Consider the following 22,120-nt stretch of genomic DNA (forward strand, 5'->3'; position numbering starts at 1 on the left):
CGGCGTATTTGATCAAGATCCGGCTCTCCGTCGAGCCACTAAAGTGTTGGCCATGACCGAAAGCTCCGTGCACCCTGCCCTCTGGCCCGCCCCCTACGCGACCGGAGCCGTCGAAGCGACAGTCACCGTGCCCGGATCCAAATCGGTCACCAACCGGGCCATGGTGCTTGCCGCGCTCGCCGCCGAACCCGGCTGGCTGCGTCGCCCTCTCCGCTCCCGCGACAGCTTCCTGATGGCCGAGGCCCTGCGCGCTCTCGGCGTCGGCATCGAGGAGGGCGTGGGCCCCGACGGCGGGGGTGAGACCTGGCGCGTCATCCCGTCCGGCCTGCACGGCCCCGCCACAGTCGACGTCGGCAACGCCGGTACGGTGATGCGCTTCCTGCCTCCCGTCGCCGCGCTCGCCGACGGCCCGGTCCGCTTCGACGGCGACCCCCGTTCCTACGAGCGCCCGCTCGGCGGCGTGATCGACGCGCTGCGCGTCCTCGGCGCCCGTATCGACGACGACGGCCGGGGCGCGCTCCCGATGACCGTGCACGGCGGCGGCGCGCTGGACGGTGGTCCGGTGGAGATCGACGCCTCCTCGTCCTCCCAGTTCGTCTCCGCGCTGCTGCTCTCGGCCCCGCGCTTCAACCAGGGCGTGGAGGTACGGCACATCGGAGGCAAGCTCCCCTCCATGCCGCACATCCGGATGACGGTCGACATGCTCCGCGCCGTGGGCGCCCAGGTCGACGAGCCGGAGACCGGCGGCGAGCCCAATGTCTGGCGGGTCTCCCCGTCCGCGCTGCTCGGCCGTGATCTCACCGTGGAGCCCGATCTCTCCAACGCCCAGCCGTTCCTGGCGGCCGCACTGGTCACCGGCGGCCGGGTCACCATCCCCGACTGGCCCGAGCGGACCACCCAGCCCGGTGACGCGCTGCGCGAGATCTTCACCGAGATGGGCGGTTCCTGCGTGCTGACCGACATCGGTCTGACCTTCACCGGCAGCGGCCGTATCCACGGCATCGACGTCGACCTCGGTGAGGTCGGCGAGCTGACTCCGGGCATCGCGGCGGTCGCGGCGCTCGCCGACTCGCCCTCCACGCTGCGCGGCGTCGCCCATCTGCGCCTTCATGAGACGGACCGCCTCGCGGCCCTCACCAAGGAGATCAACGAACTCGGCGGCGATGTCACCGAGACCGAGGACGGCCTCCACATCCGCCCGCGCCCGCTGCACGGCGGCGTGTTCCATACGTACGAGGATCACCGGATGGCCACGGCCGGCGCGATCATCGGCCTCGCGGTGGCCGGCGTCTCGATCGAGAACGTGGCGACAACCGCCAAGACACTCCCCGACTTCCCACAGATGTGGGCCGGAATGCTCGGGGCCTGAGGACATGCGGCGCTACGGCAAGAACCCCGACGAGGACGACATCCGCGTCCGCCCCAACCGCAAGGGCAACCGCCCCCGGACCAATATCCGCCCCAAGCACGAGGACGCGGTCGAGGGCATGGTCCTCACCGTCGACCGGGGCCGGCTCACCTGCCTCGTCGACGACCGCGTCGTCATGGCGATGAAGGCCCGCGAACTGGGCCGCAAGGCCGCGGTGGTCGGTGACCGCGTCAGCATCGTCGGTGATCTCTCCGGCGAGAAGGACACCCTCGCGCGCATCGTGCGTATCGAGCCGCGCAAGTCCGTGCTGCGCCGCACGGCCGACGACGACGATCCGTACGAGCGCGTGGTCGTCGCCAACGCCGACCAGCTGGCGATCGTGACGGCGCTCGCCGACCCCGAACCGCGTCCCCGGCTGATCGACCGCTGCCTCGTCGCCGCGTACGACGGCGGGCTGACCCCGCTACTGGTGCTGACCAAGTCGGATCTGGCCTCGCCGGACGAGCTGCTGGAGATGTACGGAGCGCTCGGCGTCCCCTATGTGGTCACCACCCGCGACGAGTTCGTGGACGGCGTCGCGGCCGACCGGGTCCATGAGCACCTCAAGGGGCGTACCACCGCGTTCGTCGGCCACTCCGGCGTCGGCAAGACGACCCTGGTCAACGCCCTCGTCCCGAAGGAGCGGCGGCGGAGCACCGGTGTGGTCAACGCGGTCACCGGACGCGGCCGGCACACCACCACCTCCGCGCTCGCCCTCCCCCTCGCGGACGCGGACGGCGGCTGGGTGATCGACACCCCGGGTGTGCGCTCCTTCGGTCTGCACCACGTCGATCCGTCCCGGGTGATCCTCGCCTTCCCGGATCTCGTACCGGGTACGGAGGGCTGTCCGCGCGCATGCAGTCATGACGAGCCGGATTGCGCGCTGGACGCGTGGGCGGCCGAGGGCCACGCCGACCCGGCGCGGCTCTACTCACTGCGGCGGCTGCTCTCCACGCGGGAGCGACGCGACGGCGACTGACGGGCACGCGTTTGCGGCCCGCCGATGCTGGTAAGTGCATACTCGCACCAAGTGCGACGAAGCAGTCACCGACCGACGCGGGAGGCACAGCCATGGCGTGGCTGCTAGTGGTGGTCGCCGGGATCCTGGAAACAGGCTTCGCGGTCTGCCTCAAGCTCTCGCACGGTTTCACCAGGCTCTGGCCGACGGTCGCCTTCGCCAGTTTCGCGCTCGGCAGCTTCGGCCTGCTGACGCTCGCGCTGAAGAAGCTCGACGTGGGTCCCGCGTACGCGGTGTGGACGGGCATCGGCGCGGCGGGCACCGCGATCTACGGAATGGTCTTCCTCGGCGATGTGGTCTCCACCCTCAAGATCATCTCCATCACGCTGGTGATCACCGGCGTCATCGGCCTGCAGCTCTCGGGCTCGGCCCACTGACGGTCCCGCCGACGGCCGTACGCACCAGCAGGCCGACCCCCTCACCGACCGGCGCGATCACGTACGAGAGCGCGAGCCGCACGGTCAGCTCGCAGCGGTGCGCCAGATCGGCCCACTCCTCCTTCGTACGGCTGTCCTGCCGGCCCCGGCCCAGCGCGGCGAGCGAGCGGTCCCGTACCGACGCGACCAGCTCGGCCGGGGCCGGCAGCCCCGCGTCCGCACGGCGCTGGGCCGGCACTCCGGACATCGCGGCGCCGCTTCGGGCGGGCCTCGGCACCGGCAGCCGTTCGCCCCAGCAGCCCGTGAGCAGGGCCCGCAGCAGCGGCCTTGCGCGGGCCTCGCCGACGGTCCACTCGGCGACCGCCACCAGCCGGTCCGCGGCCCCCGTCCACTCGGCCAGCATCCGCTCCACGCCACGGAGGTACTGGTCGGCCTCGCGCCGCACCAGTGCGCGGGCGAGGCCGTCCTTGCTGCCGAACTCGTTGTAGAGGGTCTGCCGCGAGAGCCCGGCGGCGGATGCGACATCCACCATTCGCACCGCCGGCCAGGGCAGGTCTGTGAGCGCCGCGAGCGCGGCGTTCAGTAGGGACTCTCGCGCTGTAGGCATCGTCGCCTCCCAGGCCAAGCGGCTCTGGGCTCAGAGTTGACGTGCGCACCGTCACTGTCAATAGTCCTGTCGGACAGCGACCCGGGAGGGGCCCCGGAAGCCCCGATAGAGTGACGACCATGCCCGATTACCACGATGATCTGCGTCTCGCCCATGTCCTGGCGGACGCCGCCGACGCCGCCACCATGGACCGGTTCAAGGCTCTGGACCTCAAGGTGGAGACCAAGCCGGACATGACACCGGTGAGCGAGGCGGACAAGGCGGCGGAGGAGCTGATCCGTGGACAGCTCCAGCGGGCACGGCCGCGCGACGCGATCCTCGGCGAGGAGTACGGCATCGAGGGCACGGGCCCGCGCCGCTGGGTCATCGACCCGATCGACGGCACCAAGAACTACGTACGCGGCGTGCCGGTCTGGGCGACCCTGATCTCGCTGATGGTGCAGGGCGAAGGTGGCTACCAGCCCGTCGTGGGCGTGGTCTCGGCCCCGGCGCTCGGCCGCCGGTGGTGGGCAGCGCAGGGCCGCGGCGCCTATACCGGGCGCAGTCTGACCTCCGCGAGCCGTCTGCGGGTCTCCAAGGTCGGCCGGATCGCGGACGCCTCGTTCGCGTTCTCCTCGATGACCGGCTGGGAGGAACAGGGCCGGCTCGACGGGTTCATGGACCTGACCCGGGCCTGCTGGCGCACTCGTGGCTACGGCGACTTCTGGCCGTACATGATGGTCGCCGAGGGTTCGGTCGACATCTGTGCCGAGCCGGAGCTCTCGCTGTGGGACATGGCGGCGACCGCCATCGTCGTACAGGAGGCGGGGGGATCCTTCACCGGTCTCGACGGACGCCCGGGCCCGCACAGCGGCAACGCGGCCGCGTCCAACGGCCTGCTCCATCACGAACTGCTGGGCTACCTCAACCAGCGGTACTGACGGGCGTATACACCTTTTCCCACGGCTCCGCGCGTTTTCCCAAGGGCTTCCGCGCGCCTCCCAACCGGCGATGCGCGCCCCCTTGCTGTCACCCCGCAGGGCTGCGACTCTGAGAGTCCCCCCACTTGTGAACTTGTGAATCGGTTCCCGAACAACCGATCACCAAGGAGGTGGCTCCATTCATGCTCGTCCGTGACGCCATGAGCACGGTGGTCCTCACCATCGGACCCGCACACACACTCCGACAGGCGGCCTGCCTGATGGCCGCGCGCCGTATCGGCGCAGCCGTAGTCCTCGACAGCGACGCCGGCGGCCTCGGCATTCTGACCGAGCGCGACATTCTGAACTCGGTGGGCGCGGGGCAGGACCCCGATCGTGAGACCGCCGGTACCCACACCACCACCGACGTCGTCTTCGCCGCGCCGTCCTGGACCCTGGAGGAGGCCGCCGAGGCCATGACGCACGGTGGTTTCCGGCATCTGATCGTGCTCGACGACGACGGGCCCGTCGGCATCGTCTCCGTACGCGACATCATTCGCTGCTGGGCCCCGGTCAGGCGGCACCCCGCGATCCTGGCGGGTTAGGGCATACGAGAGGGCCGGACCCCCTGGACAGGAATCCGGCCCTCTGTACTGCGACAAGCGTCCGTCAGGCGCGAAGGGCCTGGACCGCGGCCTCGAGCCGCTTGCCGAAGTCACCGTCCGCCTGGCGGAAGTTGTTGACCGCGCGCTCGGCGATGTCGTCGCGCGACACCTTCGAGATGAACCCGGCGAGGTTCTCGATCAGACGGCCCTTCTCGTCCTCGGACATCAGCCGGTAGAGGTTGCCCGCCTGCACGAAGTCGCTGTCCTCGGCGTGGCTGGGCGCCTCGTGGTTGCCGGTGCCACCGGTGACCGGGACCGACTGCCACAGCGGCCTGTCCGTCTGGAACGGGCCGCCGAAGCTGTTCGGCTCATAGTTCTTCGTGCCCTTGTGTCGGCCGTCGTACAGGTAGCCGTCACGGGAGTTGGTGCGCGCCTCGGTGGCGTGCGGGCGGTTCACCGGCAGGTGGTCGGCGTTGATGCCGACGCGATAGCGGTGGGCGTCGCCGTACGCGAAGAGACGGCCCTGGAGCATCTTGTCCGGGGACGGACCGATGCCCGGCACGAAGTGCGCGGGGCTGAAGATCGACTGCTCGACCTCGGCGAAGATGTTCTCCGGGTTGCGGTTGAGCTCCAGCGTGCCGATCTCGATCGGCGGATAGTCCTCGTGCGGCCAGACCTTGGTCAGGTCGAAGGGGTTGAAGCGGTAGTTCGCCGCCTCGGCCGCCGGCATGATCTGCACCTGCACGGTCCAGGACGGGAAGTCGCCGCGCTCGATGGACTCACGCAGGTCGCGCTGGTGGGAGTCCGGGTCCACACCGGAGAGGCGGTTGGCCTCGTCGGTGGTGAGGTTCTTGATCCCCTGGTCGGTCTTGAAGTGGTACTTGACCCAGAAGACCTCGCCGGCCTCGTTGTTCCACTGGTACGTGTGCGAGCCGTAGCCGTTCATGTGGCGCAGCGTGGCCGGGATGCCGCGGTCACCGAAGAGCCAGGTCACCTGGTGCGTCGACTCCGGGCTGAGGCCCCAGAAGTCCCAGACGTTGTCCGCCTCCTGCGAGCCGGTGTACGGGTCGCGCTTCTGGGTGTGGATGAAGTCCGGGAACTTGATGGCGTCCTTGATGAAGAACACCGGGGTGTTGTTGCCGACGAGGTCGTAGTTGCCCTCTTCGGTGTAGAACTTCAGGGCGAAACCGCGGGGGTCACGCACCGCGTCCGCCGAGCCGAGGTTGCCCGCGACGGTGGAGAAGCGCAGGAACGTCTCGGTCTGCTTGCCGACCTCGGAGAGGAACTTCGCCCGCGTCCACTGCGAGACGTCCCGGGTCAGCGTGAACGTGCCGTACGCACCAGCGCCGCGCGCGTGCACGATGCGCTCCGGGATGCGCTCACGGTTGAAGTGCGCGAGCTTCTCGAGCAGCGCCTGGTCCTGAACCAGAACCGGCCCACCGACGCCCGCGGTCTCGCTGTTCTGATTGTCGGCCACCGGCGCGCCGGCCTCCGTGGTGAGCGGTCCCTGCGTCACGTGCGCCTCCTGCTGCGTCATCCCTGCACGTCCTCTCCCTTGGCGTTACCGAGTTTCGATCCTACAATGGACATTGTCTAAGTCAAGTAGCCATCCAAATTCACACCCGTTCGGGACCTGGTTCCCTTCACTGTTAGGCTGGTCCTTATGAGTGACCTGTTGGAACGACTTCGCGGACGCGGCTGGCGCATGACGGCGCAGCGGCGTGTCGTGGCTGAGGTCCTCGACGGCGACCATGTCCACCTGACGGCCGACGAGGTGCACGCGCGCGCTGTGACGAAGCTGCCCGAGATCTCCCGGGCGACCGTCTACAACACGCTGGGTGAGCTGGTCAGCCTCGGTGAAGTCATCGAGGTGTCGACCGACCGCCGCGCCAAGCGGTACGACCCGAACGCGCACCGGCCGCATCAGCACCTGGTCTGCGCCCAGTGCGGCGCGATCCGCGACGTACACCCGGCGGGCAGCCCGCTGGCCGACCTCCCGGACACGGAGCGCTTCGGCTTCACGATCTCGAGCGTCGAGGTGACGTACCGGGGCACGTGCCCGAACTGCGCGGCCGCCTGACGCACGCCATGACGAACGGCCCGGCACCCGAGAGGTGCCGGGCCGTTCGTCATGGTCCGCGGGCCGTCACGGTCCGTGGGCATTCGTTCCGCAGCCGCGCGCAAGGCCGGGCGGGCCCCCTTCACCGCGCCCAGTCGGCACGCGGGTACGACAAAGGCCCGGATCCATCAGGATCCGGGCCTTTGTCTGTCAGTAGCGGGGACAGGATTTGAACCTGCGACCTCTGGGTTATGAGCCCAGCGAGCTACCGAGCTGCTCCACCCCGCGTCGATGAACGCAACACTACGTCACCCCGCCGACCAGCGCAAATCCCTATTCGTCACTACGCCATGGGCCCCCGCAACGCTCACGCCGTGAGCTCCTGGTGCAGCGCCTCGCGCAGCCGCGCCGCCCGCTCCGCCACTTCGGCGGGACCCAGCTCGACGGCCCGTGCGCACCACCGCTGGCCCTCGGTCAGCTCCCCCCTGCGGGCGGCGAGCAGCGCCAGGCGCAGCGCGGCCCGGCCGTGCCCGGCACGAGCCGCGCGGCACCACCACAGGGCCGCCTCGCGCTCATTGCCCTCGCGGGCGAGGAGCAGTCCGAGGTTGAAGGCACCGTTACGGCTGCCTGCCTCGGCCGCCTCCCGGTACCAGCGGGCGGCATCCACCATGTCGCCACGGGCGGCGGCGAGCATGCCGACCCGCACCTGGGCACGGCGGTGCCCCTGCTCGGCGGCCCGCTCGTACCACTCCTCGCACTCGCTCTTCTCCGCCGTCGCCTCACCGAGGGCGGGCGGCCCGGGCAGCGGCTGGCGGGAGTCGAGCACAGTGGCGAGACGGAAGGCGGCCTCGGCGCTGCCGCCGCCCGCCGCGCAGCGCAGATGGCGCTCGGCGGCCTGCTCGTGACCGTCTCTGAGCAGCGCGATGCCGACCTGCAGTGCGGCCTCCGTGTGACCGGCCGCAGCTGCCCTCTCGTACCAGGTCAGAGCCGTACGGTCGTCGTCACGGCCGACGTAGAGGATGCCCAGGTTGAACGCCGCGTCGACGCTGCCGGCCTCGGCGGCCTTGGAGAACCAGGGCTCGGCACCGGTCGCGTCGCCGGCCTGCAGAAGCAGTACGGCGAGCGCGTTGGCGGCCTCGCGATGCCCGGCGTAGGCGGCACGGCGGTACCACTGCTCGGCCTGCGGCGTACGGTCCTGGGCCGCGCAGAGCAGCCCGAGGTTGTATGCGCCGTTTATGTCACCCGCGTCCATGGCGGCGCGATACCAGCGCTCGGCGGTCTGCTGCTCCCCGCGCGCGGCGTGCAGCGCGCCGAGGGCGTTGGCGGCGTTGCCGTCACCCTCCTGCGCGGCACGCAGCCACCAGACGGCGGCGCTCTCCTCGTCGCCCGCGTCCCGGAGCAGGAACCCGAGCGCGCAGGCCGCGCGGGCCTCTCCGTCCTTGGCTGCGGTGAGGTACCAGCGACCGGCCTCCTTGAACTCACCACGCTCCTCGAGGATCGCGCCGAGGTGCAGCGCGGCCCGCCGGTGCCCGCGGGCGGCGGCCTGCCTGTACCACTGCACGGCTTCGTCGAGCACGGACAGCTCGGCGTCGTGCTCACCGTCCGTGCCCGTGCCTGTGCCCGTTCCCGTGACCGTGCCGTCGGACTTCACGCCGTCCCGACCGACCGGGACCCCTCCAGCACGCCCGGCACGACCCGCGCCCGCGCCGTCGGGCTTCACACCGTCGGACTTCACGTCGTCCTGGCCCTCGTCGGCCCGTCCCGCACGCCCCTCGCGCCCCATCCGCAGGCCCACGTCCTCGCCCGGACGAGCCTCCTCCACCGCCAGCCGCTCCAGTGTGCGGGCCAGCCGGTACGCCGCTTCGCGGTGGCCCTGCTCGGCCGCCGCGCGCAGCCAGCGCTCCGCGCCCGCGTCGCTGCGGTGCTCCAGAAGGTCGGCGAGGGCGTAGGCGCCCAGCGCATGGCCCTGTTCGGCGGACTGGCGCAGCCAGTACTCCGCGGCGGGCTCGTCGCCACGCTCACGGAAGTGCCGCCCCAGGGCGTGCGCCGCCGCCGCGGAGCCGGCGACGGCCGCGATACGCCACCACCCCGCCGCTTCGTCGGCGTACCCACGCTGGTGGAGGAGGACACCGAGATTGTTGGCGGCGGCGCGGTCGCCGTCGGCGGTCGCACCACGCAGGTAGGGCTCGGCGCCGTCCAGGTCCCCGCGACGCAGCAGCAGCGCGCCGAGCACGCTCATCGACGCGGTGTCGCCGCCGTCGGCGGCACGCCGGTGACGCGCCTCACTTCCCGCGGTCTCCACGGAAACCGAGTCGACGCCTTCACCACCGCCGGCGTTGTCAACGTTGTCAACAGCGTCGCCCCCGCTGCTCGCGTCCGCCACGCTTCCGGCATGCCGCCGCACAAACCGCCCTGTCTTCAACAGTGTTGCCCTGTCCCCCATAAATTCCATCGTCGCACCACCCGCAACCCGCGTACACCTGGTATACCGCAGCCAGTGAGGTCACTTCAGCGTTTTGTCGACTTGCCCACAGATGGACAAGTCAAACACGGCCGGACCCAACTCGCCCCGCGCGGCACACAGTTCCCACCGCAGCACATACGCACGAACAGGGCCCGAATCCTCAAAGGATTCGGGCCCTGTTCTTTTTCAGTAGCGGGGACAGGATTTGAACCTGCGACCTCTGGGTTATGAGCCCAGCGAGCTACCGAGCTGCTCCACCCCGCGTCGTTGTGTTGCAACCGTACCACGACGCGGGATGGTCCCTGCTCAGCCGCCCTTGGGGGTAGTCGTCGGACCGGGCTTGCTCTGAGCGCCTGCCGCCCGCTCCAGCGCGTCCTGCAGGGCGGCCTGTGCCTTGCCGTACGCCTCCCAGTCCGTCGGCTTCTTGTCGAGTGCCGCCTGGGCATCGTCATACGCCTTCTGGGCGTCCGCGATGGCGGCCTTCAACGCCGCGTCACCGGTCGCCGGCGGCGGCCTGGTGGTGTCGCCCGGTGGCGGTGTCGTCGTCGGTGGCTCGGCGCCGTCCTCCTCGAAGACCGCGTTGAGTGCCTCCGTGAGACTGTCCTTGAAGACCGGTTTGCCTCCGCCGTAGGCGACGGCGACCTTCTTCAGCAGCGGATAGTTCGCACTGCCGCCTCGTGCGTACACCGGCTCGATGTAGAGGAACCCGCCGTCCAGCGGCACCGTCAGCAGGTTGCCGTACTCGATGTCGGAGTCGGTGCCTCTGAGGTCCCTGACGAAGGTCGCGACCTCCGGCACACCGTTGAGCTCGCTCTGCACCTGCTGTGGACCCTGCACCGTCTCGGTGACTCTCAACAGCCTTATCGTGCCGTACTTTTCGCTGTTGGCATCGGCGTCGACCGCCATGAACGCACCCAGGTTGGGGCGTCCGGCCGGCGTGAACGTCGTCGTCAGAGAGAACTTCTGCGCCTTGTCCCCGGGCATCTTGAGGCTCAGGTAGTACGGCGGAACGGCGCTGGTGTCCTTGTTCGTCGGGTCGTCCGGCACCTGCCAGGCGTCACTGCCGCTGTAGAACTGCTCGGGCTGGGTGACGTGGTACCGGGTGAGCAGCTCGCGCTGCACCTTGAACATGTCCTGCGGGTACCGCAGATGGGCCTTGAGATCCGGCGAGATCTTGTCCTTCGCCTTCACCGTGCCCGGGAACGCCTTCATCCAGGTCTTCAGCACCGGGTCCTTGGTGTCCCACTGGTACAGGTTGACCGTGCCGTCGTACGCGTCGACGGTGGCCTTCACCGAGTTGCGGATGTAGTTGACCTGGTTCTGCTGCGCGACGACCGCACGCTGGTTGGTGGTCAGCGAGTCGGCAGTGGTGTCCCCCAGCGTCGTACGGGAGGCGTAGGGGTAGCCGTTGGTCGTGGTGTACGCGTCGACGATCCACTGGATGCGGCCGTCGACGACCGCCGGGTAGGCGTCGCCGTCAATGGTCAGCCAGGGGGCGACCGCCTCGACGCGCTCCTTGGGCGTGCGGTTGTAGAGAATCCGCGAGCCCTCGCCGACTGCTCCCGAGTAGAGGATCTGCGGCTCGCTGAAGGCGACGGCGTACGCGGCGCGGTTCAGCGGGCTGGAGAGGTCGACCCCGCTCTTGCCCTTGTAGCTGGTGGTCTCCTCACCGTTCTTCTCGTAGTCGAGCTCCTTCTGCGGGCCACCGACGATGGAGTACTGCTCGGTCTTCTCGCCGTAGTAGATCCGCTGCTCGTACTTGCCGAGCTGGCCGCTGGTCGGCAGCCCGGACTCGGTGAAGTCGGGGGAGCCGACGGTGCCCTTGTCCGGGTCCGTGATGGTGTTCGTGCCCTTGGCCGCGATCGCGCCGTAGCCGTGGGTGTACGTGAAGTGGTCGTTGATCCAGTTGCGCTTCTGGATGCCCTTGATGTTGAGCTCGCGCAGACCGATGACCGTGTCCTGCGGCTTGCCGTCGGTTCCGGGGTACCGGTCGACGTCGAGGGTCGCGGGGAACTGGTAGTACTTACGCTCCTGCTGGAGCTGCTGGAAGGCGGGCGAGACGACGTTCGAGTCGACCAGGCGGTAACTGGCCGCCGTGGGGGCATCGGCGCGCTGCTGGGCCTTCCGCTTGGGGTCGCCCTTGCCCGAGTAGTCCTCCGGGTTGGCGTTGTCGATCCCGTACGCGTGCCGCGTGGCCTCGATGTTCTTCTTGATGTACGGGCTTTCCTTGGCCTGCTCGTTCGGCTGGACCTGGAACTTCTGCACGATCGCCGGGTAGAGGCCGCCGATGAGGATCGCCGACAGGACCATCAGCCCGAAGCCGATCACCGGCAGCTGCCAAGTGCGGCGCCAGAGCGTCGCGAAGAAGAGCAGGGCGCAGATGACCGCGATGCAGAAGAGGATCGTCTTGGCCGGGAGGTAGGCGTTGGCGTCGACGAAACGCAGACCCGTCCAGTTGCCGGTGGCCTTGAAGTCGCTGGACTTCACCGCGAGGCCGTACCGGTCGAGCCAGTACGCGACGGCCTTGAGCGAGACGAAGACACCGAGCAGCACGGAGAGATGACCGGTGGCCGCGCCCGTCGCCCGGGCGCCGGGGCTGGTGATGCGCAGCCCGCCGTACAGATAGTGGGTCAGCGCGGCGGCGATCAGCGAGAGCACGGCGGCCGCGAAGCCGAAGCCGAGCAAGAACCGGTACCAGGGCAGATCGAACGCGTAGAACGACACGTCCATATGGAACTGCGGGTCCTTCTGGCCGAAGGAGACGCCGTTGACCCACATCAGCCAAGTGCGCCACTGTCCGGTGGCGGAGGCTCCGGCGATCAGCCCGACGAGAGCGGTGATCGCGAGGAGCACCCACTTCTTGTACGGGGCGATGCTCATCCGGTAGCGGTCAAGACTCTGCTGCTCCAGCGACATGGCGCTCAGCGGTGGCCGCAGCCGGTGCGCGAGCCAGATGTTCACACCGACGGCTGTGGCCATCAGCAGCCCGAAGACAGCGAACAGCCCGATCTTGGTCCACAGGGTGGTGGTGAAGACGGAGGAGTACTTGACCGAGCGGTACCAGAGCCAGTCGGTCCAGAACCCGGCGAACATGACAAAAGCCATGGCCAGCACCGCCAGCACGCCCAGTGTCATGAGCAGGGTGCGGACACGCCGGGACGGCCGGCCCACTCTGATCCGTGGCCCGGTCGGGCCTCCGCCGCGGTCCGGCATCTGGAAAGCCAACGTGCGCACCTCTAAGTTCGCGGTCGTGGGAAATCGGGCCCCGCGATCGTAGAGCCCACTGATGCAACTTACTGAGGCTTTACCTAGTTCCCGTCCCGGGCCCGGAAGGAGGCAGGATATTGCCCATGTCCAACGATTCCTCTTCCGGCCCCCCGCTGGCCGCGAGCCCGCTCACCCGAGCCGTGCTCGAAATCGACGAGTACGCATCAGGGCTCGGCTGGGAGCAGCCGGCCAGGCTCTTCGCGCTCGTCGACACCGCCCACCTGCGCTCCCAGGAGCCGGGCCTCGCGGCCCAGCTCGGCCTCGACAGCGACGAGGCGGCCGCGCCGCTCACCCCGATCGAGCAGGACGAAATCCCCGTCGGCAAGGCGCTGGACGAGTTCCTCGCCACGATCGCCTGGCCGGAGGCGGTGGCAGGCTGCGCACTGACAGTGGAGCGCCTGATGCTCCCACCGTCCGCGGAGTCCTCCGTCCCGGACGGCCTCGACGAAGCGGCCCTCACCAAGTGGGTCGCCGGCCACCCGAAGCGCCAGGAGGTCCGCATGACCGTGGCGGTCCTGCGCGACGGCGCCCGCGAATCCGCGGTACGCCTGCGCGAAAAGGACTCTCCGACGGAAGTCCTGACGGGCTCGGACCTGGTCCCGGGCCTGGCGGAGGCGCTTACGGCGACGTTCGAGGCCTAGCGGCGGGTGAGGGCACCGCCGTACCGGATCGTGAGGGATCGGGTACGGCGGTTTGCTGTGTGACCCCGCTCCCGGCCTTGCCGGGCACCGGGCCGGCCGCGGGGCGGCGGCATCCGCGGTGCGGCACCACGCGTCCCGGGGGCAGGGTGCCCCCGGTTCCGGGAAAGGGCTGTTCGGGGCAGGACCCCCGGCCTCAGCTCGTCGCGCAGGCCGGCAGCGCCGCCGTGTCCCCCGACTTGATCTTCTGCAGCGACGTCGCCGCATCGGCGATCGTGTTCACCTTCACCAGCGTCAGCCCGTCCGGGATGTCCGACGCGGCCGCCGCGCAGTTGTCCACGGGCGTCAAGAAGTACTGCGCCCCCGCGTTCCGCGCGCCGACCAGTTTCATCTCGATGCCGCCGATCGGCCCGACCTTGCCCTTGTCGTCGATCGTCCCCGTGCCCGCGACGAACTTCCCGCCCGTCAGATCCTGCGGCGTGAGCTTGTCGACGATGCCGAGGGCGAACATCAGGCCCGCACTCGGCCCGCCCACATCCGCCAGGTTGATGTCGATGCCGAACGGGAACGTGTGGTCGGTCCCGGCCTGGATGCCGACGATCGCCCGGTCGCCCTTGTCCGACTTCACCGTGGTGACCGTGACCTTCTCGGTGGTCCGGGGTTCCCTCCCGGCCTTCTCCGCCGCAGCCGCATCCTTCGCCGGCACGATCGTGAAGACGACGTCCTGGCCGGGCTTGTGCTTCACGACCAGCTTGGCGACGTCGGCCGGCTCCTTGACGGGTGTGCCGTCCACGGCCCGGATGACGTCACCGGCGTGCAGCCGGTTCTCCGACGGCGTGTCCTTGAGAACCGTGGAAACCACGACACGCGACTTCACCGGGATCCTCAGCTGCTCGAGCGCAGCAACCTTCGCGCTCTCCTGCGACTGGGTGAATTCTTCGGCGTTCTCCTGCGTGGACTGCTCTTCCGTCTTCCCGTCCGGGTAGAGCGTGTCGTGCGGCACCACCACGTTGTCATGGGCCAGCCAGCCGTAGACCGCCTCGACGATGTTCATCTTGTAGTCCGCACCGGTGACCCTGACCGTGGTCATGTTGAGGTGACCGGTCGTCGGATAGGTCTTGCGGCCGGAGATCTGAAGCACCGGCTCTCCACCGGCCGCGCCCAGGGTGTTCACCGTCGGCCCGGGCGACATCTCCGAGTACGGCACTGGAATGAACACCCCTGCGCAGAGCAGCGCGATGAAAACGAGGGTGGAGGCGAGCATCGTCGCGGTGCGGCGTGGCATGGAACGACAGTACGGGACGGGTCTGTCAGACCACCTTCGGGGCCGGTCCGTACGTGGCGACGTGGCAACTGCGCACGGTCGGCGGCCGGGTCGTACCCGGGTTATGCGGTATCAGTACCGGAGTCCGTCTTCTCCATCGCGTCGCGGAACCGCGCATATCCGGCAAGCTCGGCCACATCCCCGGTCGTCCGGTTCCGTGAAGCCCAGCTTCCCCATATCGCCGCACCGACGGCAGCGAAAAGCGGAATCAGCAACCAGGCGAGTGCTGCCATCACGACCTCCCTACCCCATGAGCAAACCCAACTGAGTGATCAGCAGATTAGCCATCTGCCAGTCCAACGCTCATGGCAGGGGGGCGGTTACGCAAATCGGGGTGCTTGAGCTCTGTGAGGGTTTCAGCAGGCTCCGACCCACTCCTCCGTACCGTCGGAGAACTTCTGGTGCTTCCAGATCGGCACCTCGTGCTTGAGGTCGTCGATCAGTTTCCGGCAGGCCTCGAAGGCCTCCCCACGGTGCGGGCAGGACACGGCGACCACGACCGCCAGATCCCCGACCTCCAAGTCACCCACACGGTGGACGGCGGCCAGCGCCCGAACGGGGAAGTCCACGGTGACCTTCTCCGCGATGCGGCGCATCTCGGCCTCGGCCGTGGGGTGGCACGAGTACCCGAGGGTGTCGACATCGGCGCCGCCGTCGTGGTTGCGCACGGTGCCGACGAACAGCGCGGTGCCGCCCGCCGCGTCGTCGCCGACGGCCGCGAAGACCTCGTCGAGAGAGAGCGGGGTGTCGCGGATCGCGAGCAGACGGATGGGATCGTCCGCCGCTTGCTCGCCGGGGTGGTCGTACCTGCTTGCCATGCCTTCCATCGTGCCGTACCGCACTGACAACGCGGAATAGCTCTTTCGACCGGTCGGTGACACACCGTCCTGGAGCCTCCTACAGACCGCCCACAGCCGCCCGCGGGCGGCTAGATACGGCGCCGCGCCTTACGGGCACGCCGCACCAGGGCCGCCGTGCCGAGCAGCGCGACCGTCGCACCCGCCGCACCCGCAGCCGTGGCGTCCTTGCGGCCCAGGCGGCGGCCCGCGACGGTGTGGCGGCCCTCCACCTCCTCCAGCAGTGCGGCGAGGACCTCCTCATTGGTCCACTGGGGCCGCCAGCCCGCGTCATGCAGCCGGCTCACACTGACCACCCAGGGGTGCATCGTGTACGCCAGGTCCCCGGCCGGGGAGGGGGTCAGGCCGATCCGGTGGAGCCTGGCCGCGGCCCCCAGCGCGACCGCCGAGGGCAGCTCCATCCGGCGGATGCCGCTGAGCTCCTCGACCTCCTCCTGCTCCAGCCAGCCGTCGCAGCCAACCGCGAGTTCCCCGTCGACCTTCTCCAGCGCGGCGTACTCGAGCGCGCTCACCAGATCCTCGACATGGCAGAACTGCCAGGTGGGACGCGATCCGGCGACCACGAGCAGGCGCGGCGACTCGAAGTAGCGGGTGAGCGCCGTGTCGGTGCCGCCCACCAGGACGGCGGGTCTCACCACCGTGACGTTGAGCCCGGGGTGGGCGCGGGGTGCCCGGCGGCCCAGGCGCTCGATCTCCAGCAGGTCACCGACGCCCGTGGCCTCGGCGGTGGCCCGCAGCTCCGCGTCCTCGGAGAGCGGGATGTCGTTGTCGGGCAGCGCCCCGTACACCATCGCGGAGGTGCACAGGACGACCCGGTGGACGCCGGCCGCCGCGGCGGCGGTCAGGACGGTCTGTGTACCACGCACGTTGTACGCCGTACGGGCGGCGGAGTCGGTCTCCAGGTCGAGATCGAGGGCCAGGTGCACCACCACGTCCGCACCGCGCAGCTTCTCCGCGATGGCCGGGTCACGTACGTCGAGGATGTGCCAGTGCGCCTCGGGGACCTCGCCCCGGCGCTCGTCGATGGCGACGACCTGCTTGATCTCCTCGGAAGCGGCCAGCCGCCGGACGAGCAGGTCGCCGACGCCGGAGGCGGCGCCGGTGACCGCGACGACGGGGCCACGGCCGTGGGACCCGCGGCCTGGGGCCGGGGTTGAATGGTTTCGCGCTGCGCGAACCTGCGGATCTGGGGAACTCACCAGGCGTCTCCAGCGGTTGTCTTCAGTACGTACGCGAACGAAGCGTCCGCACCAGGTGGCGTCCATCCTGCCGCAGGCCAAGAGTCGGCGGAGCACCGAGCCCATATGCGGCCCGGATGTCTACGCTGGGTGGTGTTGTCGGGCAGTCGCCGTCGGCAGGAAGCCGGCGGCCCTACGAGCCGAGGAAACCCGTGAGTGACACCCCATTCGGATTCGGCCTTCCGCCGGAGGAGCCGGAGAACGGCGACGAGGGCAAGAAGAAGGATCCCGCCGGAGGTGGCCAGGGCTCCGGCGGGCAGTTCCCGACGAATCCCTTCGGGATCGGTGGGGGCGGCGGTGACAATCCGTTCGCCGCGATGTTCGGTTCGCTGAATCCGAACGACCTGGGCGCGGCCTTCCAGCAGCTCGGCCAGATGCTGAGCTACGAGGGCGGTCCCGTGAACTGGGACATGGCCAAGCAGATCGCGCGCCAGACGGTCTCGCAGGGCACGCCGGACGGCACCAAGGACCAGAGTGTGGGTCCGGCCGAGCGCACCGCGGTCGAGGAGGCCGTGCGGCTCGCCGACCTGTGGCTGGACGGAGCGACCTCGCTGCCCTCCGGCGCGAACACCGCCGTGGCGTGGAGCCGTGCCGAGTGGGTCGAGGCGACGCTCCCGGCGTGGCAGCAGCTCGTCGACCCCGTCGCCGAGCGTGTCGGCCTGGCCATGGGCGATGTACTGCCCGAGGAGATGCAGGCCATGGCGGGCCCGCTGATCGGGATGATGCGCTCCATGGGTGGCGCGATGTTCGGCCAGCAGATCGGGCAGGCCGTGGGTGTGCTGGCGGGCGAGGTGGTCGGTTCGACCGACATCGGCCTGCCGCTCGGCCCGGCGGGCAAGGCCGCGCTGCTCCCGTTGAACATTGAGGTGTTCGGCAAGGACCTCGGCGTGCCGAAGGAAGAGGTGCGGCTGTATCTGGCCCTGCGCGAGGCCGCCCACCAGCGGCTCTTCGCCCATGTGCCGTGGCTGCGCTCGCATCTGTTCGGCGCGGTCGAGGGGTATGCCCGCGGGATCAAGGTCGACACGAGCAAGCTGGAGGACGTGGTCGGCCAGTTCGACCCGACGCATCCCGAGCAGCTGCAGGACGCTCTCCAGCAGGGCATGTTCCAGCCGGAGGACACCGCGGAGCAGAAGGCGGCGCTGGCCCGCCTGGAGACCGCGCTCGCGCTGGTCGAGGGCTGGGTCGACGCGGTGGTGCACGAGGCGGCCTCGACCCGTCTGACGTCCGCGGACGCCCTGCGGGAGACGCTGCGCAGGCGCCGGGCCTCCGGTGGTCCCGCCGAGCAGACATTCGCGACGCTGATCGGTCTTCAGCTGCGTCCGCGCCGACTGCGGGACGCCTCGCGGCTGTGGGCCTCGCTCACCGACGCACGGGGCGTGGACGGGCGGGACGGACTGTGGGAGCACCCGGACATGCTGCCGACGGCCACCGACCTGGACGATCCGGACGGCTTCGTCCACCGTGAGCAGCTCGATTTCTCGGAGCTGGACAAGATGCTCGGTGAGGCGGCGGGCGGCAGCGGCAGCGGCAAACCGAAGCTCGACAAGGGCGACCTCGGGAAGGACGACCCCGAGAAGGGCGCCAAGGACGACGAGGGCGACAAGGACCGGTGAGCCTGCACGACGACGCCGTACTCGTACTGAAGAGCTACGAGGATCAGGAGGAGCTTCGGCAGGTCTATCTGGACCACCTGGCGGCGCACGCGGACGGGATGTGGAAGGCCTGCCGGGCCGGGCATGTCACCGCGAGCGCGCTGGTGGTCGACCCGGAGCGCGGCCGGGCGCTGCTGACACTGCACAAGAAGCTCGGCATGTGGCTGCAGATGGGCGGCCACTGCGAACCGGACGACGCGACGCTGGCTCTGGCCGCGCTGCGCGAGGCCACGGAGGAGTCCGGGATCCACGGGCTGACTCTGCTGCCCGGTGGGCCCGTGCGGCTGGACCGGCATGCGATTCCGGCGCCGTGCCACTGGCATCTCGATGTGCAGTACGCGGCGCTGGCTCCGGCCGGGGCGGTCGAGGAGATCAGCGAGGAGTCGCTGGATCTGCGTTGGTTCGCGTACGACGAGGTGGCGGGTGTGGCCGACGAGTCGGTCGTACGACTGCTTGAGCGCACGCGCGCGGCGCTGTAGCGAGCCGCTCATGAGCCGGGGCATGAGGAAGAAGTGTCAGTAAGGGGCGGCCTCCTTGGAGGCCGCCCCTTACCTGTATGACCTGTGCGCCTGGCGCGTGTCAGTTCCAGGCGTTGTTCTGGTTCTGGGCGTGAGCCCCGTGCTGGCCCACGCCGTACTGGGCGCGCAGGCCCTGTCCGATCTCCGCACTCTGCGGCGGCATGACCTCGCTGGGCTGCACGAGCGCGAAGCCCTGGCCGAGGAAGCTGAGTTCCCAGCCCTCGCCGGTGCTGCCGCGCCGGCGCCGTACGCCGGAGGAGTGCGTCTGCGCCTGCATCTGGACGCGCAGGCCGGAGGACCAGGCGACGATCGCGTCGGCGTCCGCGTTGACGTACTTGTCCGGCGTGACCTGCATCATCAGTGGCTGCCCGGAGGTCATCAGCGCGACCTTGCCCCGGCCGGAGATATTGAGCTGGTACTTCCCGGAGCCGGAGATACCGTACTGGCTGTCCACCGCGATGACCTCGGTGTGCAGTGCGGAGTCGAGCGCCAGGACATAGGCGCTGTCGACCGTCATGCCCTCCTGCTCGACGTCCACGACGTGGATGTACTGCGCGAGGTTGGCAAGGTAGACCGTGCCCTGCCCGGAGCAGCGCATCAGGTCGAGGCCTTCACCGGTGTTGGCGCGGGCCCGCCGCTGGTTGTTCGACTGGTACTCGCCGTCGAAGTCCATCAGCCCCTGGTAGGCGACCATGGCGCCCTTGCGGGCGAGGACGTCGTCATGACCGGTGAGCGAGACCCGCAGCAACTGCGGGTTCTGCACGGTGTACCGGTCCTGGGACTGCTGTTCGGTGTAGCTGAAAAGCGGACTCTGCATGGTGTGTGCTCCTCCCCCTCAGTGCCGGATCCGCAGGCGGTCGGTACTGTCCTCGCTCGGCTGTACGACGACGATGCCCTGTCCCGAGAAGGCCATCTGGTAGGCCTCTCCGCTGCCCCGCCCGATCAGCGAGGAGGCCTTGAAGCTGCGCTTGCCCTTCACCTTGAGGTTCGGGGACCAGGCGACGAGGGCGTCGGGGTCGACATACGTCTCGTCCTCACCACGGCCGCAGTCGACGACGATCGGCGTACCGCGCGAGGTGAGGGCCACCCAGCCGGTGCCCGCGATCTCGACGTTCCACAGGCCCTGCCCGGCGAACTTGGCCATGCCCTTGACCCGCTCGACGCCCCACTGCAGGTGCGCGTCGAAGGCCAGCAGATTGGTGCCGTTGACCGCGAGCGAGTCGTTGTTGAGGTTGATGACGACGACATCCGCGCCGTAGTCGGCGAGGTAGAGCAGCCCGTCTCCGGAGCACTTCATGATGGGAGCGCCCTCGCCGGTCACCCACTGGGAGGCGATCTGGCGGACGGCGGGCGGGTTCGGCTCGTACTGGACGAAGCCTTCGTAGGCGACCATCGAGCCGGTGCGTGCGTACAGGTCCTGGCCGGTGGCCATGGCGACCTTGAGCATGGCGCGGCCGTGGTTCTCCATCCGGGCCGCGATCGGGGTCGGGGCGAAGCCCGCGAGTTGCTGGTTCATTCTTCGGGCTCCCTCAGACCTCGTACGGCTGGACGACGATGAAGTTGCCGGGGGCGCCCCGGAACTGGAGGTTGATGGTCTCTCCGCTGTGCCCCGGGTACGCGTTGCGGCGCAGCCGGACCTGGCTGGAGAGGATCACCTGTGACGCTGCCGACCAGGCGACGACCGCATTGCAGTCGGCGAACGTCGTCGGCGTGACCGGCAGGACCACGGGGACGCCGTGGGTCTTCACAATGACGGTGCCGGTGCCCTGGAACATCATGGTGAACAGCGCGCCGCCGGGGATGCCGTGGCCCTCGATCCTGCGGACCTCGTGCTGCAGCGACTCGTCGAAGGCGAGGACGTTCTCCGCGGAGACGCAGATGCCGTCACCCTGCAGCTCGATCGAGTGCAGATGAGAGCCGTCCTCCGCGAGGAAGATCTGGCCGCGGCCGCTGCAGCGCATCAGCTGCATCTCCTGGCCGGTCGCATTGCCGACGATCCGTCCGGCGAAACCGGCACCCTTGTAGCTGAAATCGACCTTGCCCTGGTACATCACCATGCTGCCCTGGCGGGCGAGGACAGGCGTGCCGCCCATGGTCAGATCGACCCGCATGAGCTGCTGGTTCTGCGGGGTCCAGCGCTGGCCCGTGGGCGTCTCACGGTAGGGCTGGAGGGCGGCCTGCAGGCCGGCGCCGGCCTGTGGGGCTCCCTGGGGAACGCCTTGCGGGAAACCACCCTGAGGGGGCATGCCGGGAGGCTGCTGACCGTACGGGGGCGGGGCCTGCTGTCCGTACGGCGACGGCGCGCCCGGCTGCGGGACCTGACCCGGCATCTGCCCCGGGACCTGCCCGTACTGCGGCTGCTGGGGCGGTTGTCCGTACGGGGAGGGGGGAGCCGGCGGCGGTACGGTGCCGCCGTGCGGGGTCATCGGCGCCACGATGGTGGGCGCGGAATGCATCTGCGGGTTCTGCTGCGGGGCGGGCGCCTGGGCCGCGGGAGCACCGAAGGAGGGCGCCGGCTGCGGTGCTTGAGGGGCCTGCGGCATCTGGGGCGCCTGCGGTGCGCCGAACGCCGGGGCGGGCGCGGTGGCCTGCGCGGGCGGCGCGAACGAGGGCGCGGCACCCTGCGGTTGCTGTGCGGCCGGTGGCTCCTCGGCGACCTCGCCGCCGAAGTTCTTCAGCAGCGCGTCGAGACCGCCGTCGAAGCCCTGACCTATGGCCGCGAAGCGCCACACGTCCTTCAGGTAGAAGTCGCCCAGCATCACGGCGCGCTCGGTGGAGAACTCCGAGCCGTTGAAGGCGTAGCGGACGACCTCCTCGCCACCCGCGACGATGCGGATGTACCCGGGGCCGACCTGAGACATCTGTCCGGCACCGTCGATCGTCGCGGTGAAGGAAAGCCGGTGGATGTTCGCCGGAATGCGGTCCAGAGTGACGCGAAATGACTCGGTGTCACCGGATTGCGCACCGAGCAGCTGAATGGATTCCTCGGGAGACTTCGGCTGGTTGAAGAAAATGAAGTACCGGTCGTCCGAGAGCTGCTCGTTGGCGTCGAGTCCGAAGCAGCTGATGTCGAAGGTCAGCCCAGGAGCGGCGATCTGCACACCTACGTACAGATCCGTTCCCGGCGTGAGATCACTGATCTTGGCCTTGTGGCCGCGTTGGAATTCCCTGGCCATGCGTAACGACCGT

Annotated in this window: 20 protein-coding genes and 2 tRNA genes; 9 read left to right on the forward strand and 13 right to left on the reverse strand. The window is 69.5% G+C overall.

Annotated features, from left to right (window positions below):
• The first annotated feature begins 52 nt into the window (after positions 1-52).
• From aroA to ACWDZ6_RS10125, 3 genes are all read left to right on the forward strand, one after another.
• Entirely contained in the window at positions 53-1,369 is a 1,317-nt protein-coding gene (aroA, locus tag ACWDZ6_RS10115) for a 3-phosphoshikimate 1-carboxyvinyltransferase (RefSeq protein WP_451502491.1), read from the forward strand.
• A 4-nt stretch (positions 1,370-1,373) separates the two neighbouring features.
• The gene (gene rsgA, locus ACWDZ6_RS10120) at positions 1,374-2,387 is read left to right on the forward strand and encodes a ribosome small subunit-dependent GTPase A (protein WP_451502492.1); all 1,014 of its coding nucleotides are present in this window, start codon (positions 1,374-1,376) and stop codon (positions 2,385-2,387) included.
• A gap of 92 nt (positions 2,388-2,479) precedes the next feature.
• Positions 2,480-2,803 carry a DMT family transporter gene (locus tag ACWDZ6_RS10125; RefSeq protein WP_326652469.1) on the forward strand — a complete coding sequence of 108 codons (324 nt, stop codon included), beginning with the start codon at positions 2,480-2,482 and terminating at the stop codon, positions 2,801-2,803.
• Here the strand turns inward: ACWDZ6_RS10125 and ACWDZ6_RS10130 are convergent.
• Positions 2,769-3,410 (reverse strand): TetR/AcrR family transcriptional regulator, encoded by a 642-nt coding sequence (locus ACWDZ6_RS10130; protein WP_451502493.1) that lies wholly within the window; start codon positions 3,408-3,410, stop codon positions 2,769-2,771. The genes ACWDZ6_RS10125 and ACWDZ6_RS10130 overlap by 35 nt on opposite strands.
• Positions 3,411-3,529: 119 nt before the next feature.
• Between ACWDZ6_RS10130 and hisN the strand changes: the two genes are divergently transcribed.
• Together hisN and ACWDZ6_RS10140 are read left to right on the forward strand one after the other, a co-directional pair.
• Complete coding sequence (gene hisN, locus ACWDZ6_RS10135; protein ID WP_451502494.1) at positions 3,530-4,330, forward strand: histidinol-phosphatase; 801 nt, start codon at positions 3,530-3,532, stop codon at positions 4,328-4,330.
• A gap of 182 nt (positions 4,331-4,512) precedes the next feature.
• Positions 4,513-4,914: a CBS domain-containing protein gene (locus tag ACWDZ6_RS10140; protein WP_389175101.1), complete on the forward strand. Its 402-nt coding sequence runs from the start codon at positions 4,513-4,515 to the stop codon at positions 4,912-4,914.
• 64 nt (positions 4,915-4,978) lie between these two features.
• Here ACWDZ6_RS10140 and ACWDZ6_RS10145 read toward each other — a convergent pair whose 3' ends face one another.
• A complete protein-coding gene (locus ACWDZ6_RS10145; protein ID WP_451502495.1) occupies positions 4,979-6,451 on the reverse strand; it encodes a catalase in 1,473 nt (490 codons plus the stop codon).
• A 126-nt stretch (positions 6,452-6,577) separates the two neighbouring features.
• On the opposite strand from ACWDZ6_RS10145, the gene ACWDZ6_RS10150 reads away from it, so the two are divergent.
• Entirely contained in the window at positions 6,578-6,994 is a 417-nt protein-coding gene (locus tag ACWDZ6_RS10150; RefSeq protein WP_326652464.1) for a Fur family transcriptional regulator, read from the forward strand.
• 193 nt (positions 6,995-7,187) lie between these two features.
• On the opposite strand, the gene ACWDZ6_RS10155 is transcribed toward ACWDZ6_RS10150, so the two are convergent.
• The 4 genes from ACWDZ6_RS10155 to ACWDZ6_RS10170 form a co-directional block, all read right to left on the reverse strand.
• Positions 7,188-7,261 (reverse strand) — tRNA-Met (locus ACWDZ6_RS10155).
• 79 nt (positions 7,262-7,340) lie between these two features.
• Positions 7,341-9,425 carry a sel1 repeat family protein gene (locus ACWDZ6_RS10160; protein ID WP_451502496.1) on the reverse strand — a complete coding sequence of 695 codons (2,085 nt, stop codon included), beginning with the start codon at positions 9,423-9,425 and terminating at the stop codon, positions 7,341-7,343.
• A gap of 202 nt (positions 9,426-9,627) precedes the next feature.
• Positions 9,628-9,701 (reverse strand) — tRNA-Met (locus ACWDZ6_RS10165).
• Positions 9,702-9,743: 42 nt separating this feature from the next.
• Entirely contained in the window at positions 9,744-12,650 is a 2,907-nt protein-coding gene (locus ACWDZ6_RS10170; RefSeq protein WP_451502685.1) for a UPF0182 family membrane protein, read from the reverse strand.
• Between the two features lie 137 nt (positions 12,651-12,787).
• Here ACWDZ6_RS10170 and ACWDZ6_RS10175 point away from each other — a divergent pair, with 137 nt between their 5' ends.
• Complete coding sequence (locus tag ACWDZ6_RS10175; protein WP_451502497.1) at positions 12,788-13,345, forward strand: PPA1309 family protein; 558 nt, start codon at positions 12,788-12,790, stop codon at positions 13,343-13,345.
• A 193-nt stretch (positions 13,346-13,538) separates the two neighbouring features.
• On the opposite strand, the gene ACWDZ6_RS10180 is transcribed toward ACWDZ6_RS10175, so the two are convergent.
• From ACWDZ6_RS10180 to ACWDZ6_RS10195, 4 genes are all read right to left on the reverse strand, one after another.
• The gene (locus ACWDZ6_RS10180) at positions 13,539-14,627 is read right to left on the reverse strand and encodes a YlbL family protein (protein WP_451502498.1); all 1,089 of its coding nucleotides are present in this window, start codon (positions 14,625-14,627) and stop codon (positions 13,539-13,541) included.
• Positions 14,628-14,728: 101 nt separating this feature from the next.
• Positions 14,729-14,899, reverse strand: coding sequence for a hypothetical protein (locus tag ACWDZ6_RS10185; protein ID WP_351457651.1), 171 nt, complete (start codon positions 14,897-14,899; stop codon positions 14,729-14,731).
• 123 nt (positions 14,900-15,022) lie between these two features.
• Complete coding sequence (locus ACWDZ6_RS10190) at positions 15,023-15,484, reverse strand: molybdenum cofactor biosynthesis protein MoaE (protein WP_326652460.1); 462 nt, start codon at positions 15,482-15,484, stop codon at positions 15,023-15,025.
• Positions 15,485-15,594: 110 nt separating this feature from the next.
• Complete coding sequence (locus tag ACWDZ6_RS10195; protein ID WP_451502499.1) at positions 15,595-16,722, reverse strand: SDR family oxidoreductase; 1,128 nt, start codon at positions 16,720-16,722, stop codon at positions 15,595-15,597.
• Positions 16,723-16,913: 191 nt separating this feature from the next.
• Here ACWDZ6_RS10195 and ACWDZ6_RS10200 point away from each other — a divergent pair, with 191 nt between their 5' ends.
• Both ACWDZ6_RS10200 and ACWDZ6_RS10205 read left to right on the forward strand, forming a co-directional pair.
• Positions 16,914-18,374 (forward strand): zinc-dependent metalloprotease, encoded by a 1,461-nt coding sequence (locus ACWDZ6_RS10200; protein ID WP_451502500.1) that lies wholly within the window; start codon positions 16,914-16,916, stop codon positions 18,372-18,374.
• On the forward strand, positions 18,371-18,892 hold the full coding sequence (locus ACWDZ6_RS10205) for an NUDIX hydrolase (RefSeq protein WP_451502501.1): 522 nt from the start codon (positions 18,371-18,373) through the stop codon (positions 18,890-18,892). Before ACWDZ6_RS10200 ends, ACWDZ6_RS10205 begins: the two co-directional genes overlap by 4 nt.
• 100 nt (positions 18,893-18,992) lie before the next feature.
• Here the strand turns inward: ACWDZ6_RS10205 and ACWDZ6_RS10210 are convergent, their stop codons facing one another.
• The 3 genes from ACWDZ6_RS10210 to ACWDZ6_RS10220 are packed head-to-tail and all read right to left on the reverse strand — an operon-like array spanning position 18,993 to position 22,107.
• Complete coding sequence (locus ACWDZ6_RS10210) at positions 18,993-19,748, reverse strand: AIM24 family protein (protein WP_451502502.1); 756 nt, start codon at positions 19,746-19,748, stop codon at positions 18,993-18,995.
• Positions 19,749-19,766: 18 nt separating this feature from the next.
• The gene (locus ACWDZ6_RS10215) at positions 19,767-20,447 is read right to left on the reverse strand and encodes an AIM24 family protein (protein WP_366733171.1); all 681 of its coding nucleotides are present in this window, start codon (positions 20,445-20,447) and stop codon (positions 19,767-19,769) included.
• Positions 20,448-20,460: 13 nt separating this feature from the next.
• A complete protein-coding gene (locus ACWDZ6_RS10220; protein ID WP_451502503.1) occupies positions 20,461-22,107 on the reverse strand; it encodes a TerD family protein in 1,647 nt (548 codons plus the stop codon).
• Positions 22,108-22,120: the final 13 nt, after the last annotated feature.

Source organism: Streptomyces sp. NPDC002926, assembly GCF_053591755.1.

Bases quoted from the DNA above. Each gene is read 5' to 3' on its own strand.
- aroA (WP_451502491.1), top strand. From the start codon at position 53: ATGACCGAAAGCTCCGTGCACCCTGCCCTCTGGCCCGCCCCCTACGCG.
- rsgA (WP_451502492.1), top strand. From the start codon at position 1,374: ATGCGGCGCTACGGCAAGAACCCCGACGAGGACGACATCCGCGTCCGC.
- ACWDZ6_RS10125 (WP_326652469.1), top strand. From the start codon at position 2,480: ATGGCGTGGCTGCTAGTGGTGGTCGCCGGGATCCTGGAAACAGGCTTC.
- ACWDZ6_RS10130 (WP_451502493.1), bottom strand. From the start codon at position 3,410: ATGCCTACAGCGCGAGAGTCCCTACTGAACGCCGCGCTCGCGGCGCTC.
- hisN (WP_451502494.1), top strand. From the start codon at position 3,530: ATGCCCGATTACCACGATGATCTGCGTCTCGCCCATGTCCTGGCGGAC.
- ACWDZ6_RS10140 (WP_389175101.1), top strand. From the start codon at position 4,513: ATGCTCGTCCGTGACGCCATGAGCACGGTGGTCCTCACCATCGGACCC.
- ACWDZ6_RS10145 (WP_451502495.1), bottom strand. From the start codon at position 6,451: ATGACGCAGCAGGAGGCGCACGTGACGCAGGGACCGCTCACCACGGAG.
- ACWDZ6_RS10150 (WP_326652464.1), top strand. From the start codon at position 6,578: ATGAGTGACCTGTTGGAACGACTTCGCGGACGCGGCTGGCGCATGACG.
- ACWDZ6_RS10160 (WP_451502496.1), bottom strand. From the start codon at position 9,425: ATGGAATTTATGGGGGACAGGGCAACACTGTTGAAGACAGGGCGGTTT.
- ACWDZ6_RS10170 (WP_451502685.1), bottom strand. From the start codon at position 12,650: ATGCCGGACCGCGGCGGAGGCCCGACCGGGCCACGGATCAGAGTGGGC.
- ACWDZ6_RS10175 (WP_451502497.1), top strand. From the start codon at position 12,788: ATGTCCAACGATTCCTCTTCCGGCCCCCCGCTGGCCGCGAGCCCGCTC.
- ACWDZ6_RS10180 (WP_451502498.1), bottom strand. From the start codon at position 14,627: ATGCCACGCCGCACCGCGACGATGCTCGCCTCCACCCTCGTTTTCATC.
- ACWDZ6_RS10185 (WP_351457651.1), bottom strand. From the start codon at position 14,899: ATGGCAGCACTCGCCTGGTTGCTGATTCCGCTTTTCGCTGCCGTCGGT.
- ACWDZ6_RS10190 (WP_326652460.1), bottom strand. From the start codon at position 15,484: ATGGCAAGCAGGTACGACCACCCCGGCGAGCAAGCGGCGGACGATCCC.
- ACWDZ6_RS10210 (WP_451502502.1), bottom strand. From the start codon at position 19,748: ATGCAGAGTCCGCTTTTCAGCTACACCGAACAGCAGTCCCAGGACCGG.
- ACWDZ6_RS10215 (WP_366733171.1), bottom strand. From the start codon at position 20,447: ATGAACCAGCAACTCGCGGGCTTCGCCCCGACCCCGATCGCGGCCCGG.
- ACWDZ6_RS10220 (WP_451502503.1), bottom strand. From the start codon at position 22,107: ATGGCCAGGGAATTCCAACGCGGCCACAAGGCCAAGATCAGTGATCTC.